12 protein-coding genes, 2 tRNA genes and 3 rRNA genes are annotated in these 15,360 nt (G+C 56.9%); 8 read left to right on the forward strand and 9 right to left on the reverse strand.

The features are described from left to right. Positions 1 to 4 precede the first annotated feature (4 nt). Positions 5 to 907 (forward strand): alpha/beta fold hydrolase, encoded by a 903-nt coding sequence (locus AC3I65_RS17835; RefSeq protein WP_139049519.1) that lies wholly within the window; start codon positions 5 to 7, stop codon positions 905 to 907. On the opposite strand, the gene AC3I65_RS17840 is transcribed toward AC3I65_RS17835, so the two are convergent. Next, entirely contained in the window at positions 876 to 1,868 is a 993-nt protein-coding gene (locus tag AC3I65_RS17840; protein WP_322834189.1) for a GlxA family transcriptional regulator, read from the reverse strand. The two genes, AC3I65_RS17835 and AC3I65_RS17840, sit on opposite strands and share 32 nt — an antisense overlap. 99 nt (positions 1,869 to 1,967) lie before the next feature. On the opposite strand from AC3I65_RS17840, the gene inhA reads away from it, so the two are divergent. Beyond that, entirely contained in the window at positions 1,968 to 2,654 is a 687-nt protein-coding gene (inhA, locus tag AC3I65_RS17845; RefSeq protein WP_305466408.1) for an isonitrile hydratase, read from the forward strand. Positions 2,655 to 2,751: 97 nt separating this feature from the next. Here the strand turns inward: inhA and AC3I65_RS17850 are convergent, their stop codons facing one another. Continuing rightward, a complete protein-coding gene (locus AC3I65_RS17850) occupies positions 2,752 to 3,489 on the reverse strand; it encodes an SDR family oxidoreductase (RefSeq protein WP_047230449.1) in 738 nt (245 codons plus the stop codon). A gap of 202 nt (positions 3,490 to 3,691) precedes the next feature. Between AC3I65_RS17850 and AC3I65_RS17855 the strand changes: the two genes are divergently transcribed. Both AC3I65_RS17855 and AC3I65_RS17860 read left to right on the forward strand, forming a co-directional pair. After that, positions 3,692 to 4,639: an AraC family transcriptional regulator gene (locus AC3I65_RS17855; RefSeq protein WP_047230448.1), complete on the forward strand. Its 948-nt coding sequence runs from the start codon at positions 3,692 to 3,694 to the stop codon at positions 4,637 to 4,639. A 181-nt stretch (positions 4,640 to 4,820) separates the two neighbouring features. Further along, positions 4,821 to 5,378 (forward strand): hypothetical protein, encoded by a 558-nt coding sequence (locus AC3I65_RS17860; protein WP_488524043.1) that lies wholly within the window; start codon positions 4,821 to 4,823, stop codon positions 5,376 to 5,378. 251 nt (positions 5,379 to 5,629) lie between these two features. Here the strand turns inward: AC3I65_RS17860 and AC3I65_RS17865 are convergent, their stop codons facing one another. Then, the gene (locus AC3I65_RS17865) at positions 5,630 to 6,088 is read right to left on the reverse strand and encodes an SRPBCC family protein (protein ID WP_047230567.1); all 459 of its coding nucleotides are present in this window, start codon (positions 6,086 to 6,088) and stop codon (positions 5,630 to 5,632) included. A gap of 123 nt (positions 6,089 to 6,211) precedes the next feature. Here AC3I65_RS17865 and AC3I65_RS17870 point away from each other — a divergent pair, with 123 nt between their 5' ends. Beyond that, positions 6,212 to 6,613: a lysozyme inhibitor LprI family protein gene (locus tag AC3I65_RS17870; protein ID WP_488524044.1), complete on the forward strand. Its 402-nt coding sequence runs from the start codon at positions 6,212 to 6,214 to the stop codon at positions 6,611 to 6,613. Positions 6,614 to 6,715: 102 nt separating this feature from the next. Here the strand turns inward: AC3I65_RS17870 and rrf are convergent. The 5 genes from rrf to AC3I65_RS17895 all read right to left on the reverse strand — a co-directional run bounded on the left by rrf (position 6,716) and on the right by AC3I65_RS17895 (position 11,934). After that, a 5S ribosomal RNA gene (rrf, locus tag AC3I65_RS17875) occupies positions 6,716 to 6,831 on the reverse strand. Between the two features lie 150 nt (positions 6,832 to 6,981). After that, positions 6,982 to 9,873: ribosomal RNA gene (locus AC3I65_RS17880) — 23S ribosomal RNA — on the reverse strand. A gap of 238 nt (positions 9,874 to 10,111) precedes the next feature. Continuing rightward, positions 10,112 to 10,187, reverse strand: a tRNA-Ala gene (locus tag AC3I65_RS17885). Between the two features lie 10 nt (positions 10,188 to 10,197). Beyond that, positions 10,198 to 10,274 (reverse strand) — tRNA-Ile (locus AC3I65_RS17890). Positions 10,275 to 10,397: 123 nt separating this feature from the next. Further along, positions 10,398 to 11,934, reverse strand: a 16S ribosomal RNA gene (locus AC3I65_RS17895). The 16S, 23S and 5S rRNA genes sit together here with 2 tRNA genes alongside, the layout of an rRNA operon. A gap of 665 nt (positions 11,935 to 12,599) precedes the next feature. Here AC3I65_RS17895 and rhtA point away from each other — a divergent pair. Further along, positions 12,600 to 13,487 carry a threonine/homoserine exporter RhtA gene (gene rhtA / locus AC3I65_RS17900; protein ID WP_076383873.1) on the forward strand — a complete coding sequence of 296 codons (888 nt, stop codon included), beginning with the start codon at positions 12,600 to 12,602 and terminating at the stop codon, positions 13,485 to 13,487. A 166-nt stretch (positions 13,488 to 13,653) separates the two neighbouring features. Next, complete coding sequence (locus AC3I65_RS17905; protein WP_047228298.1) at positions 13,654 to 13,935, forward strand: hypothetical protein; 282 nt, start codon at positions 13,654 to 13,656, stop codon at positions 13,933 to 13,935. 8 nt (positions 13,936 to 13,943) lie between these two features. Here AC3I65_RS17905 and AC3I65_RS17910 read toward each other — a convergent pair whose 3' ends face one another. After that, entirely contained in the window at positions 13,944 to 14,513 is a 570-nt protein-coding gene (locus tag AC3I65_RS17910; protein ID WP_488524045.1) for a TetR/AcrR family transcriptional regulator, read from the reverse strand. A 90-nt stretch (positions 14,514 to 14,603) separates the two neighbouring features. Here AC3I65_RS17910 and AC3I65_RS17915 point away from each other — a divergent pair, with 90 nt between their 5' ends. Continuing rightward, positions 14,604 to 15,332 (forward strand): SDR family oxidoreductase, encoded by a 729-nt coding sequence (locus tag AC3I65_RS17915; protein ID WP_281459965.1) that lies wholly within the window; start codon positions 14,604 to 14,606, stop codon positions 15,330 to 15,332. Positions 15,333 to 15,360 lie beyond the last annotated feature (28 nt).

Below are 15,360 nucleotides of genomic sequence, written 5' to 3' on the forward strand. Positions count from 1 at the left end.
CGACATGAACCAGGCGCCCAGAATCAACTTCGCGGTGACGCCTCTGCTGCGCATCGCCTACGAAGAGCACGGCCCCGCCAGCGGCGCCCCGGTCATTCTGCTGCACGGCTTCCCTTACGACCCCAGGGCCTTTGATGAAGTCGCTCCGGCCCTGGCTCAGCGCGGCTATTGGGTCATCGTGCCGTACCTGCGCGGCTACGGCCCGACCCGGTTCAATAACCCGAGCATCCTGCGTTCCGGCCAGCAAGCGGCGCTGGCCCAGGATCTGCTGGACCTGATGCAGGCACTCGCCATTCCCCAAGCCGCGTTGTGCGGCTACGACTGGGGCGGGCGGGCCGCGTGTATCGTGGCGGCGCTATGGCCCGAACGGGTTCGCTGCCTGGTGACCGGCGATGGCTATAACGTGCAGGACATTCCCCGATCGACTCAGCCGCTGGACCCTGAGACCGAGCACAGATTGTGGTACCAGTATTACTTCCACAGCGCCCGGGGCGTCGAGGGCCTGACGCAGAACCGGCGCGAACTGTGCCAGTTGCTCTGGCGCCTGTGGTCACCGACCTGGACACGCGGCACAGCGCTGTACCCCCTCAGTGCCCCGTCCTTCGACAACCCGGATTTCGTCGAGGTGGTGATTCATTCCTACCGTCATCGCTTCATGTACGCACCGGGCGACCCGACGCTGGAGTGGATGGAGGAACGACTGACCGCGCAACCGGCCATCAGCGTGCCGAGCATCTCCCTGTGCGGTGCCGACGACGGCGTTGGACCTGCACCTGAGTTCGACGAAGACGCCGAACATTTCAGCGGTGTCTACGAGCGTCGAGTGCTCGCCGGTGTCGGCCACAACATTCCCCAGGAAGCCCCCCAGGCCACGCTCAGGGCATTGCTGGATCTGCTTGAAGGCTGACCGCGAAACGCTCGCGATACGCCTGGGGCGTCACACCCATGGCCCGCAGGAAGCTGCGGCGCAGGGTTTCTTCGCTGCCAAAGCCGCATTGCACCGCGACCCGCTTGATCGGCAGCGCTGTGTCGGCCAGCAGCCGGCGCGCGGTCTCCACACGAATCAGCTCCACCGCCCGCGCCGGCGTCTGGCCGGTGTCGGCACGGTAGTGACGCACGAAACTGCGCTCGCTCATCCCCGCCTCTGCCGCCAGACTCGGCAAGCCCAGGTCCTGGGTGAGGTTTTCCGCGATCCAGGCGTGCAGATCGTCAAAACGACTGCCCTGATTCTGCAGTGACAAGGTCACGCTGAACTGCGATTGACCGCCCGGGCGCTTGAGGAACACCACCAGTTGCCGGGCGACTTCCAGGGCGATGGCGCGACCCAAATCGTCCTCCACCAGGGCCAACGCCAAGTCGATGCCGGCCGTAACGCCCGCCGAAGTCCAGACCGGGCCGTCGTTGATAAAAATCGGGTTGGGTTCGACCCGCAGTTGCGGGTGCTGCCTGGCCAGTTGTTCGCAACGGGTCCAGTGCGTGACCACCCGACGTCCGTCCAACCAACCGCTGGCGGCCAGCAGGAACGCCCCGGTGCACACCGACGCCACGCGCCGCGAGCGCAGACCATGGTCCCTGACCCAGGCCACCAGCGCCGCGTCCTGCGCCGCCTCGTACACCCCCCAACCGCCGGCGATAAGCAATGTGTCGCTACCCACGCTCGGCAGCGGCTCGGCCATAAGCGCGAGCCCCGCCGACGACATCACCGCCCCGCCACCGGCAGCAATCACGGTGGGTGCGTAAGGCAACGGCAAGCCTTGCTGGCGTGCCAGGTCGTTGGCCGAAGCAAAAACCTGCAAGGGCCCGGTGACATCCAGCACCTGCACGTTGGCGAAAGCCAGTACATGAACGGTTTTCGGTGGATTTGGCATATTGGCGTAATTCGTGGGCTTATTGGCGTATACGCCAGAGCCTACGAGCCTAAAGTTAAACCGTCCACCCCCTCAGGCATCACTTCAGGAGAAAGCGCCATGGCGTTGCAGATCGGTTTTCTGTTATTCCCCCAGGTTCAACAACTGGACCTCACCGGCCCTTATGACGTGCTCGCCTCGCTGCCAGACGTGAAGGTGCACCTGATCTGGAAAGACCTGGCCCCAGTCACCGCCAGCACCGGGTTGGTACTCCTACCGACCACCACGTTCGAGAAGTGCCCCAAGCTCGACGTGATCTGCATCCCAGGCGGCAGCGGCGTCGGACCGTTGATGGAAGATGAGCAGACCTTGGCGTTCATCAAGCAACAGGCGGCCCACGCGCAGTACATCACCTCCGTGTGCACCGGTTCGCTGGTGCTTGGCGCGGCGGGTTTATTGCAGGGTAAACGGGCCACCACCCATTGGGCTTATCACAGTCTGCTGCAAACCTTGGGCGCCACACCGGTCAAGGACCGTGTGGTACGCGACGGCAACCTGTTCACCGGTGGTGGCATCACCGCCGGGATCGATTTTGCCTTGACCCTGGCGGCCGAACTGTTCGACCAGGACACCGCCGAGCTGGTCCAGCTACAGCTTGAATACGCCCCGGCCCCGCCGTTCACCGCCGGCGGCCCGGACACTGCACCGTCCCAAGTGTTGGCAGAAGCCAACCGACGTGCAGCAGAGTCGTTTCGAGTGCGCTCGCAGATTACTCAACGGGCAGCGGCGCGATTGGCACTGCAATAACGATTAACGCCAATCAGGCCCCCCAAAAAAAGGTGGTGAGGGGTTTTATCCCCTCACCACACAAGACATGGAAAGTCTCCCGCCGCGTCGATTCAATTCAGAACGGGCTGGCCGTCGGGCGCACCACCAGTTCGCTGACGTCCACATCGTCCGGCTGTTCAATGGCGTAGGCAATCGCCCGGGCAATCGCCTCGGCGGGAATGGCGATCCGGCGAAACTCGCGCATCTCGGCGCGCCCACCTTCATCGGAAATACTTTCGGCCAACTCCGACTCGGTTACGCCAGGGGAAATCACCGTCACCCGTACGTCACCACCGACCTCCTGACGCAAACCCTCGGAAATCGCTCGCACGGCGAACTTGGTGGCGCAGTACACCGCCGCCGTCGGGCTGACCGTGTAGGCACCAATGGAAGCAATGTTGATGAACTGGCCACTGCGCTGGCGTTGCATCAAAGGCAAACCGGCGGCGATGCCGTGGAGTACGCCACGAATGTTGACGTCGATCATGCGATCCCACTCGTCAACTTTCAGCGCCTCGAGTTTGGAGAGCGGCATGACCCCGGCGTTGTTGACGATCACATCGACCTTGCCGAATCGCTCGACAGCGAAGTCGATCAGGCTCTGCACATCATCACGGCGCGTCACGTCCACGGCTTTGCAAGCAGCCTGCTGGCCGTCGGCTTCAAGTTCCTGCACCAGCGCCTGCAAGCGATCGACGCGTCGCGCACCCAGCACCACTCGTGCGCCCCGGGCAGCCAGCAACCGTGCGGCGGCTTCGCCAATACCGCTGCTGGCGCCGGTGATCACCACAACTTTGTTTTGAATAGCGGACATGATGGTTTCCTCGTCTGGATGTATGGCCCCCCGATGGGAGCGTTTTGACAGGTCCAGATTAGGGAGCAGATCCGTGTCTGGGTTAGCCGGATCCTCCTGCGCCCTTGCACGATCCTGTAGCGATAAAACCGCCTCTGGTCGCCGGGCGCACAATCGGCTTTACTAGCGCGGTCCACCCATTTGGCCAGGGAGATAGATCGGCATGTCGGTATCCACGTCCATACACGTAACGCCTGAGGATGGCGTCAACCAGCGCCGCACCGAACTGGCGGAACTGATGAAGCGCTTCGCCCCGGAATTCGGCGTTCATCCCACCGCCATCGAGACCTTGCACCTGATCCGTAGCGACCAGCCCACCGAAGCCCTGCACACGATCCACAAGCCCGGTTTGTGCGTGATCGTCCAGGGGCGCAAAGAGGTTCGGCTGGCGGATGAATGCTACGTCTATGATTCGCTCAACTACCTGGTGGTCTCGGTCACCCTGCCGCTGGCGGGTCAGGTGATCGAAGCCAGCCCCGAGCGCCCCTACCTGTGCATTCGCCTGGATATCGACCCGGCGCAGATCTGCCGTCTGATCGCCGACGCAAGCCCCATTGGGGTACCGGCCCAACGGACCGATCGAGGACTATTCCTGGACCGCATCGACGCGCCGCTGCTCGATGCGGTGTTGCGTTTGCTGCGGCTGTTGGAGAGTCCGGACGATATCGCCACGCTCGCGCCCTTGGCCCAACAGGAAATTTTCTACCGCCTGCTACGGGGTGCACAGGGCCAGCGCTTGCACGAAATTGCCATACCCGACACGCAAACCCACCGTATCAGTCGCGCAATCGAGTGGCTCAACACCCATTATGCCGAGCCGCTGAGCATCGATAGCCTGGCACAAATGATCAATCTCAGCCCTTCGGCACTGCACCATCGCTTCAAAGCCGTGACCGCCATGAGCCCGCTGCAATACCAGAAACAGCTGCGCCTGCAGGAAGCCCGACGGCTGCTGCTGGCGGAGAACAGCGACGTTTCGTCAATCGGCTACAAAATGGGCTATGAAAGCCCCTCGCAGTTCAGCCGCGAATACAGCCGTCTATTCGGGGCCTCGCCGAGCAAGGACATCGCCCGGCTACGTGCCGAGGCCTTGCAGATGAGTCGCGCCTGATCCTGCACACAAACAGGATCAGGCAAACCAAGGGCAGTATCCGTCTAACGGCGTCCCCCTCCTCGCCCCTACTCTGAACCCATGCAGCAAGACTACCGTCCGGGCTGCAACGGGTTCAGCAGATCGCGACATCTGAACGACCCGGCACTCAACCCCTTTTGATATGACCGGAGTCATCGCCATGAAAACTTTCAGTTCCTTGATCGCCGTTACCACTTTCGTCCTGAGCGTCAGTGCCTTTGCCCTGCCCAGCCAGCAGCAGGACCGTTTCTTTACGCAAACGCTCGGATATCAGCAGCCTGTGGCCGCTGATGGTTCGGACCGCACGCCTGGGCAGACTCTTGCCGCTGATGGTTCGGACCGCACACCTGGGCAGGCACTTGCCGCTGATGGTTCCGACCGCACACCTGGGCAGGCACTTGCCGCTGATGGTTCCGACCGCACACCTGGGCAGGCACTTGCCGCTGATGGTTCCGACCGCACACCTGGGCAGGCACTTGCCGCTGATGGTTCCGACCGCACACCTGGGCAGGCACTTGCCGCTGATGGTTCCGACCGCACACCTGGGCAGGCACTTGCCGCTGATGGTTCCGACCGCACACCTGGGCAGGCACTTGCCGCTGATGGTTCCGACCGCACACCTGGGCAGGCACTTGCCGCTGATGGTTCCGACCGCACACCTGGGCAGGCACTTGCCGCTGACGGTTCGGATCGCACCATGGCGCGACGCCTGGCTTGATAGGTCGGCTTTTCTGCAGACGAAAAAAAACCCGCCGAGGCGGGTTTTTCCAAGACCATCACGACTCCCTGTCGATAGCCATCCTTGCAAGGTCGATCGTCCCTGATCCTGAAGCACTCCCTGTGCTTCAGTGGTTGAGTACAGATTACGCATCGGATCCAAAGCGCAACAGACGATATAGCAACCATGGCGTGTAAGACATTCGCTATAGCAGCCCTTCCGTAAACCCTTAGATGCACGGGCACTGAGGATCAGGCCTTGGCCAGGAATGCTTCGATATTCGCCATCTGCTCGTCCCAACCACGGCTGTCCATACGAAAAGCCTTAAGCCGACGCGCCTCCGGGATACCGTTAAAGCCCGACTCCACCACTTTGAGCAAGGTGCCGCCATCCATGTCTTCAAGTTCGAACTGAACCCTCGTTTCGGGTTCCTGAGAGTAGTCCACCTGCGGTTCAATGGCGTACGGATGCCAGCGAAACGAAAAAACCCGCTCCGGCTCGACCCGCTCTACCGCAACGTCCCAGATAAGGTGTTCATAACCAGGATAGGTGATCTGCCCCTGGGTACGCTCGCCCGCGACAAATCGTCTGCCTTCAAGCGCGACGCCGAACCATTGACCGAAGGCTTCGGCATTGGCCAAGGCCCGCCAGACCTGAGAGCGCGGCGCCTTGAGCAGAATTTTTCTTTCGATGCGATCAGATGAATGCATGAGTCACCTCCTGTGTTCAACCCTAGGCCTGTAAGACCACGAGGCCAACCAGAAAGTTGTATCGACCCAGCGTTTGGGTACACTCCTTCGGCATTTAGAAATCCCATCAAGGAGAGATCGACCATGTTCCCACGCTTGTTTCTGGGCCTGACGCCGCTGCTTTTTATCAGTATTGTCCAAGCCGATGACTGCGCCAATGCTAGCACCCAGGGAGCAATGAACCAGTGCGCAGCCCAAGAGAACAAAGCCGCTGACGACGAGCTGAACAGTCTGTACAAGCAGATCACTGCACGCCTTAAAGATGACCCGCAGGCCAAGCAGCTACTGGTCAAGGCACAGCGGGCCTGGATCAGCTTCCGTGACGCCGAATGCAATTTTTCTGCGTCCGGAGTCGTAGGGGGTAGCGTCTATCCGCTGGTCCACAGCAATTGCACCACAGCCGTAACCAAGGCCCGGGTCGAGACGTTCAAGACCTACCTCAAGTGCGAAGAAGGTGATCTGAGCTGCCCGGTCCCAGGGGCTTAATCATTGATGCAAAAAAAAGGATGACCTCTTCAAGTCATCCTTTTTTTCGGCACAAAAACAAAACCCCTACCTGCATCAGCAGATAGGGGTTTCGGAATTTAATCTTGACGATGACCTACTCTCACATGGGGAAACCCCACACTACCATCGGCGATGCATCGTTTCACTGCTGAGTTCGGGATGGGATCAGGTGGTTCCAATGCTCTATGGTCGTCAAGAAATTCGGTAGCCAGCGCGTGCCTTGCGGTCACGTTCCAGCAAATGGGTATGCGATAGGTTTGTGTGTTGTGCGAACTTTCGGTTCATAGCGTCTTCACACACCGCAATCTGGTGCCCTGTATCGGGTCAGCAAATTGCTTGGGTGTTATATGGTCAAGCCTCACGGGCAATTAGTATGGGTTAGCTCAACGCCTCACAGCGCTTACACACCCCACCTATCAACGTCGTAGTCTTCGACGGCCCTTCAGGGGACTCAAGGTCCCAGTGAGATCTCATCTTGAGGCAAGTTTCCCGCTTAGATGCTTTCAGCGGTTATCTTTTCCGAACATAGCTACCCGGCAATGCCACTGGCGTGACAACCGGAACACCAGAGGTTCGTCCACTCCGGTCCTCTCGTACTAGGAGCAGCCCCTCTCAAATCTCAAACGTCCACGGCAGATAGGGACCGAACTGTCTCACGACGTTCTAAACCCAGCTCGCGTACCACTTTAAATGGCGAACAGCCATACCCTTGGGACCGGCTTCAGCCCCAGGATGTGATGAGCCGACATCGAGGTGCCAAACACCGCCGTCGATATGAACTCTTGGGCGGTATCAGCCTGTTATCCCCGGAGTACCTTTTATCCGTTGAGCGATGGCCCTTCCATACAGAACCACCGGATCACTAAGACCTACTTTCGTACCTGCTCGACGTGTCTGTCTCGCAGTCAAGCGCGCTTTTGCCTTTATACTCTACGACCGATTTCCGACCGGTCTGAGCGCACCTTCGTACTCCTCCGTTACTCTTTAGGAGGAGACCGCCCCAGTCAAACTACCCACCATACACTGTCCTCGATCCGGATAACGGACCTGAGTTAGAACCTCAAAGTTGCCAGGGTGGTATTTCAAGGATGGCTCCACGCGAACTGGCGTCCACGCTTCAAAGCCTCCCACCTATCCTACACAAGCAAATTCAAAGTCCAGTGCAAAGCTATAGTAAAGGTTCACGGGGTCTTTCCGTCTAGCCGCGGATACACTGCATCTTCACAGCGATTTCAATTTCACTGAGTCTCGGGTGGAGACAGCGCCGCCATCGTTACGCCATTCGTGCAGGTCGGAACTTACCCGACAAGGAATTTCGCTACCTTAGGACCGTTATAGTTACGGCCGCCGTTTACCGGGGCTTCGATCAAGAGCTTCGCGTTAGCTAACCCCATCAATTAACCTTCCGGCACCGGGCAGGCGTCACACCCTATACGTCCACTTTCGTGTTTGCAGAGTGCTGTGTTTTTAATAAACAGTCGCAGCGGCCTGGTATCTTCGACCGGCGTGGGCTTACGCAGCAAGTGCTTCACCCTCACCGGCGCACCTTCTCCCGAAGTTACGGTGCCATTTTGCCTAGTTCCTTCACCCGAGTTCTCTCAAGCGCCTTGGTATTCTCTACCCAACCACCTGTGTCGGTTTGGGGTACGGTTCCTGGTTACCTGAAGCTTAGAAGCTTTTCTTGGAAGCATGGCATCAACCACTTCGTCACCCAAAGGGTAACTCGTCATCAGCTCTCGGCCTTAAGATCCCGGATTTACCTAAGATCTCAGCCTACCACCTTAAACTTGGACAACCAACGCCAAGCTGGCCTAGCCTTCTCCGTCCCTCCATCGCAATAACCAGAAGTACAGGAATATTAACCTGTTTTCCATCGACTACGCTTTTCAGCCTCGCCTTAGGGACCGACTAACCCTGCGTCGATTAACGTTGCGCAGGAAACCTTGGTCTTTCGGCGTGGGTGTTTTTCACACCCATTGTCGTTACTCATGTCAGCATTCGCACTTCTGATACCTCCAGCAAGCTTCTCAACTCACCTTCACAGGCTTACAGAACGCTCCTCTACCGCATCACCTAAGTGATACCCGTAGCTTCGGTGTATGGTTTGAGCCCCGTTACATCTTCCGCGCAGGCCGACTCGACTAGTGAGCTATTACGCTTTCTTTAAAGGGTGGCTGCTTCTAAGCCAACCTCCTAGCTGTCTAAGCCTTCCCACATCGTTTCCCACTTAACCATAACTTTGGGACCTTAGCTGACGGTCTGGGTTGTTTCCCTTTTCACGACGGACGTTAGCACCCGCCGTGTGTCTCCCATGCTCGGCACTTGTAGGTATTCGGAGTTTGCATCGGTTTGGTAAGTCGGGATGACCCCCTAGCCGAAACAGTGCTCTACCCCCTACAGTGATACATGAGGCGCTACCTAAATAGCTTTCGAGGAGAACCAGCTATCTCCGAGCTTGATTAGCCTTTCACTCCGATCCACAGGTCATCCGCTAACTTTTCAACGGTAGTCGGTTCGGTCCTCCAGTTAGTGTTACCCAACCTTCAACCTGCCCATGGATAGATCGCCCGGTTTCGGGTCTATTCCCAGCGACTAGACGCCCTATTAAGACTCGCTTTCGCTACGCCTCCCCTATTCGGTTAAGCTCGCCACTGAAAATAAGTCGCTGACCCATTATACAAAAGGTACGCAGTCACCCAACAAAGTGGGCTCCCACTGCTTGTACGCATACGGTTTCAGGATCTATTTCACTCCCCTCTCCGGGGTTCTTTTCGCCTTTCCCTCACGGTACTAGTTCACTATCGGTCAGTCAGTAGTATTTAGCCTTGGAGGATGGTCCCCCCATATTCAGACAAAGTTTCTCGTGCTCCGTCCTACTCGATTTCATGACTAAGAGATTTTCGCGTACAGGGCTATCACCCACTATGGCCGCACTTTCCAGAGCGTTCCGCTAATCTCAAAGCCACTTAAGGGCTAGTCCCCGTTCGCTCGCCACTACTAAGGGAATCTCGGTTGATTTCTTTTCCTCAGGGTACTTAGATGTTTCAGTTCCCCTGGTTCGCCTCTTGCACCTATGTATTCAGTACAAGATAACCATCTTATGATGGCTGGGTTCCCCCATTCAGACATCTCCGGATCAAAGTCTGTTTGCCGACTCCCCGAAGCTTTTCGCAGGCTACCACGTCTTTCATCGCCTCTGACTGCCAAGGCATCCACCGTATGCGCTTCTTCACTTGACCATATAACCCCAAGCAATCTGGTTATACTGTGAAGACGACATTCGCCGAAAATTCGCATGCTCAAAGAGCACTCACAAATTTTACCTTAGCCTGATCCGTTACCAGTGAAAGTAACGTCCAGTCTATCTTTCTATCACATACCCAAATTTTTAAAGAACGATCTAATCAAAAGACTAGAAATCAACATTCACCATCACATCGATGGAATGCTCATTTCTAAGCTTTCAGAAGCAGTTTATGGTGGAGCCAAGCGGGATCGAACCGCTGACCTCCTGCGTGCAAGGCAGGCGCTCTCCCAGCTGAGCTATGGCCCCATAACAAAATTGGTGGGTCTGGGCAGATTCGAACTGCCGACCTCACCCTTATCAGGGGTGCGCTCTAACCAACTGAGCTACAGACCCAATTTCGAGCGCGTAACTGTTAGCGTTGAGCTATCAGCTTGGAGCTTAAAGCTGCTTCTATCGTCTTCTTCAATGAATCAAGCAATTCGTGTGGGAGCTCATGAAGCAGCTGCGGTCGTCGATTAAGGAGGTGATCCAGCCGCAGGTTCCCCTACGGCTACCTTGTTACGACTTCACCCCAGTCATGAATCACACCGTGGTAACCGTCCCCCCGAAGGTTAGACTAGCTACTTCTGGTGCAACCCACTCCCATGGTGTGACGGGCGGTGTGTACAAGGCCCGGGAACGTATTCACCGCGACATTCTGATTCGCGATTACTAGCGATTCCGACTTCACGCAGTCGAGTTGCAGACTGCGATCCGGACTACGATCGGTTTTGTGGGATTAGCTCCACCTCGCGGCTTGGCAACCCTCTGTACCGACCATTGTAGCACGTGTGTAGCCCAGGCCGTAAGGGCCATGATGACTTGACGTCATCCCCACCTTCCTCCGGTTTGTCACCGGCAGTCTCCTTAGAGTGCCCACCATTACGTGCTGGTAACTAAGGACAAGGGTTGCGCTCGTTACGGGACTTAACCCAACATCTCACGACACGAGCTGACGACAGCCATGCAGCACCTGTCTCAATGTTCCCGAAGGCACCAATCCATCTCTGGAAAGTTCATTGGATGTCAAGGCCTGGTAAGGTTCTTCGCGTTGCTTCGAATTAAACCACATGCTCCACCGCTTGTGCGGGCCCCCGTCAATTCATTTGAGTTTTAACCTTGCGGCCGTACTCCCCAGGCGGTCAACTTAATGCGTTAGCTGCGCCACTAAGAGCTCAAGGCTCCCAACGGCTAGTTGACATCGTTTACGGCGTGGACTACCAGGGTATCTAATCCTGTTTGCTCCCCACGCTTTCGCACCTCAGTGTCAGTATCAGTCCAGGTGGTCGCCTTCGCCACTGGTGTTCCTTCCTATATCTACGCATTTCACCGCTACACAGGAAATTCCACCACCCTCTACCATACTCTAGCTCGACAGTTTTGAATGCAGTTCCCAGGTTGAGCCCGGGGATTTCACATCCAACTTAACGAACCACCTACGCGCGCTTTACGCCCAGTAATTCCGATTAACGCTTGCACCCTCTGTATTACCGCGGCTGCTGGCACAGAGTTAGCCGGTGCTTATTCTGTCGGTAACGTCAAAACACTAACGTATTAGGTTAATGCCCTTCCTCCCAACTTAAAGTGCTTTACAATCCGAAGACCTTCTTCACACACGCGGCATGGCTGGATCAGGCTTTCGCCCATTGTCCAATATTCCCCACTGCTGCCTCCCGTAGGAGTCTGGACCGTGTCTCAGTTCCAGTGTGACTGATCATCCTCTCAGACCAGTTACGGATCGTCGCCTTGGTGAGCCATTACCTCACCAACTAGCTAATCCGACCTAGGCTCATCTGATAGCGCAAGGCCCGAAGGTCCCCTGCTTTCTCCCGTAGGACGTATGCGGTATTAGCGTCCGTTTCCGAGCGTTATCCCCCACTACCAGGCAGATTCCTAGGCTTTACTCACCCGTCCGCCGCTCTCAAGAGGTGCAAGCACCTCTCTACCGCTCGACTTGCATGTGTTAGGCCTGCCGCCAGCGTTCAATCTGAGCCATGATCAAACTCTTCAGTTCAAACATCTTTGGGTTTTGAGAAAACCCTAAACTTGGCTCAGCAATCGTTGGTTACATCTTTGATTTCTCGCGGAGTAACTTGTGATGCTGATAATCTGTTGACTAGCAGTCTGACTCCACAAGCACCCACACGAATTGCTTGATTCAGTTGTTAAAGAGCGGTGGGTTGAGCCTTTCGTCTCAACCGAGGCGCGCATTCTACAGCGCCCCGTGTATCTGTCAAGCGGTTATTTTAAGAAGTTTTCAAAGTTTCCTCTGCAACTTCAACCACTTGCGCTTCCGATCTCTCGTTAGCGGGAGGCGAATTCTACAGCGTTACTCGCTGCTGTCAACACCTCTTTTTGACCGCTTTCGATCGAGAAGATCGAACCGTTAACGGAGCCAGGAAAACCGCCCCACCAACTGCTTCCCAAGCTTCGATGACCTGAAGCCCTGCGCCGCCTAAAATCGTTTAACTCATTGAAACTCAAGGAGTTTTCCGCTTCGACTGCGCCGGAAGTGGGGCGAATTATAGACCTCCAGAATTTCCCTTAATTTGATTTTTCTATCCAGCCAGAAGCACCTCGCTGAAATCCTCCTTATATATAGACGGAATCGCTGCGATTGCGCAGTATATTGCGCAAACCAGCCTTCCCCCCCGCTTTTATCTTGGACGACGCTTAGCAATGACTCTCCCACATCGCAGCCTGGCAACCACTCTTTACCCGGTCGCCCTTCTATTGATTGCCATGGCATCCATCCAGTCGGGAGCTTCACTTGCCAAAAGCATGTTCCCGGTTGTGGGCGCACAGGGCACCACGACGCTGCGGCTTATCTTTGCCAGCCTCATCATGCTGTTGTTGCTGCGACCATGGCGCGCCAAACTCTCAGCTCAATCCCTGCGCACCGTGATCGTTTACGGGATGGCGTTGGGCGGCATGAACTTTCTTTTCTATATGTCGCTGCAAACGGTTCCGCTGGGAATTGCCGTGGCACTGGAATTTACCGGTCCTCTGGCGGTTGCCATTTACGCTTCGCGGCGAGCCATCGATTTTCTCTGGATTGCCCTGGCGATCACCGGCCTGCTTCTATTGATACCCACTGGAGCCACCAGCAGCGGTATTGACCTGGTCGGCGCCGGTTATGCCCTGGGTGCGGGATTCTGCTGGGCACTGTACATCCTGTTTGGCCAGAAGGCTGGCGCGGACAACGGCGTGCAAACCGCCGCACTGGGGGTAATGATCGCGGCCCTCTTCGTCGCGCCCATCGGTATCGTCCACGCAGGGGCCGCATTACTGACGCCGAGCCTGATTCCGATCGCCATTGGCGTCGCCATTCTGTCCACTGCCCTGCCCTACACGCTGGAGATGATCTCCCTCACACGGATGCCAGCCCGTACTTTCGGCACACTCATGAGCATAGAACCCGCCTTCGGTGCGCTCTCAGGACTGGTGTTTCTTCAGGAATACTTATCCCTGGCTCAATGGGCCGCCATTGGCTGCATCATCCTGGCGTCAGTCGGCGCAACGCTGACGATGGGTAGCGCCGCGAAGCCCGCCATCGCGGTTGATTGAGGCAGGATTTAACGAAGCTCTGGTATTTACCGCACATTTAGGCCATGTTTAGCCCGTAACCTAATGTCAGACATGGAATTTTCATACAGGACGTCACGAACGCTTAAAGCAAAAGCGAACACAATCGCAAGCAGACATAAGATCCGCGGCGGTGATAAGGACGGGAATGAAACGAATTTTGATATTGATCGTTGTGCTTGCAATTGCGGGCTGCGCAGCGACAACAAAGACTGAAGTCAAACGCGGTAAAAAGGGTTTGCACATCAACTGCTCCGGCTTGTCCTCGTCCTGGGAACAATGCGCCGCCAGCGCCGCCAACTCATGCGCCCCCAAAGGTTACAGGGTGATCGCAAAGTCGGGCGACGCTGTCGAGGAGCCGGGGGATTATCCTTTCGGACTCAACCCCGCCGGCTATACCAGTCGCAGCATGATCGTCATCTGTAAATAGGCAGCGGGTCAGTCCGGCCGCTGCTGGGCTATTCGACGACTGATCTCATCATGACTGGACTTGAGGACATCACGCTGGACCTCTGGCGTGGCCAGCATGCGGGCGACAACCAACGCGCCCACGCATTGCGACAGAATGGCCCAGGCCAGGCTTTCGCTTCCCAATATCCGCGCCCAGCTTCCATGCAAACGACAGATCCATGTTTGCGCCGCCTCCCTCACCTGCACGTCGGACCGCGCGATCTCAGCGCCCAGCACCGGCAGCGCACACCCCGCCTCCGGCTGTTCGACGTGGCTCATGCTCAGGTACTGCTTGAGACATCGCTCCAGTTTTTGTGAGTCCAGAACCTTCTCACCGCTCAAGCGCTCCAGGCTTTGCGCCAACTCTCGCTCGACGATCGCCTTGAAAAGCTCATCCTTGGATGAGAAGTGACTGTAGAACGCCCCGCCGCTCAAGCCGATCGCCTTCATCAGGCCATCGACACCGACAGTGGAAAACCCCGATTTCTTGGCGGACATGGCACTGCTGGCGAGCAGTTTCTCTCGGGTCTCCAATTTGTGATTGGCTGAATAACGCATATATCTGGCCTCTGATTGCCCACCTTGACGCTTGCCGGATCTTAGCATAACGTCCGTTTAGCTAACGATCGTTTACCAATGAGGCTAATCATGAATAACAAGAAGGTCGTACTGGTTGTTGGCGCAGGCGATGCCACCGGAGGCGCAATAGCCAAACGTTTTGCGCAGGAAGGTTTCGTGGCCTGTGTTACCCGCCGCAGCGCTGACAAACTCGCGCCATTGGTCGATTCAATTCGGGCTCAGGGCGGTGATGCTCATGGTTTTGCCTGTGACGCGCGCAAGGAAGACGAGGTGATCGCGCTGATCGAGCAAATCGAAAGCCAGATCGGTCCGATTGAAGCCTTTGTATTCAACATCGGCGCCAACGTGCCCTGCAGCATCCTTGAAGAGACCGCGCGAAAATATTTCAAGATTTGGGAGATGGCCTGTTTTTCCGGTTTCCTCAATGCTCGGGAAGTGGCCAAACGCATGGCCTCGCGCCAGCGCGGAACGATTCTGTTCACCGGGGCCACGGCGGGACTGCGCGGGGCTTCAGGGTTCGCCGCCTTCGCAGGGGCCAAACATGGCATTCGCGCATTGGCCCAAAGCATGGCCCGTGAACTGGGGCCGATGAATATTCATGTGGCCCATGTGGTGGTGGACGGCGCCATCGACACCGACTTCATTCGCGATAACTTTCCGGAAAAATATGCAACCAAGGATGCGGACGGCATTCTCAATCCCGAACACATCGCCGACAACTATTGGTATCTGCACGCCCAACCCCGCGACGCCTGGACCTTCGAGCTGGACCTGCGGCCCTGGAGCGAACGCTGGTAAACCGCCCCCCTCACAATAACAAGAGCGC

The organism is Pseudomonas sp. N-1-13 (assembly GCF_057787095.1).

Excerpts from the sequence above, each read along its gene's own strand:
- AC3I65_RS17835 (WP_139049519.1), top strand. The coding sequence starts at position 5 with ATGAACCAGGCGCCCAGAATCAACTTCGCGGTGACGCCTCTGCTGCGC.
- AC3I65_RS17840 (WP_322834189.1), bottom strand. The coding sequence starts at position 1,868 with ATGCCAAATCCACCGAAAACCGTTCATGTACTGGCTTTCGCCAACGTG.
- inhA (WP_305466408.1), top strand. The coding sequence starts at position 1,968 with ATGGCGTTGCAGATCGGTTTTCTGTTATTCCCCCAGGTTCAACAACTG.
- AC3I65_RS17850 (WP_047230449.1), bottom strand. The coding sequence starts at position 3,489 with ATGTCCGCTATTCAAAACAAAGTTGTGGTGATCACCGGCGCCAGCAGC.
- AC3I65_RS17855 (WP_047230448.1), top strand. The coding sequence starts at position 3,692 with ATGTCGGTATCCACGTCCATACACGTAACGCCTGAGGATGGCGTCAAC.
- AC3I65_RS17860 (WP_488524043.1), top strand. The coding sequence starts at position 4,821 with ATGAAAACTTTCAGTTCCTTGATCGCCGTTACCACTTTCGTCCTGAGC.
- AC3I65_RS17865 (WP_047230567.1), bottom strand. The coding sequence starts at position 6,088 with ATGCATTCATCTGATCGCATCGAAAGAAAAATTCTGCTCAAGGCGCCG.
- AC3I65_RS17870 (WP_488524044.1), top strand. The coding sequence starts at position 6,212 with ATGTTCCCACGCTTGTTTCTGGGCCTGACGCCGCTGCTTTTTATCAGT.
- rhtA (WP_076383873.1), top strand. The coding sequence starts at position 12,600 with ATGACTCTCCCACATCGCAGCCTGGCAACCACTCTTTACCCGGTCGCC.
- AC3I65_RS17905 (WP_047228298.1), top strand. The coding sequence starts at position 13,654 with ATGAAACGAATTTTGATATTGATCGTTGTGCTTGCAATTGCGGGCTGC.
- AC3I65_RS17910 (WP_488524045.1), bottom strand. The coding sequence starts at position 14,513 with ATGCGTTATTCAGCCAATCACAAATTGGAGACCCGAGAGAAACTGCTC.
- AC3I65_RS17915 (WP_281459965.1), top strand. The coding sequence starts at position 14,604 with ATGAATAACAAGAAGGTCGTACTGGTTGTTGGCGCAGGCGATGCCACC.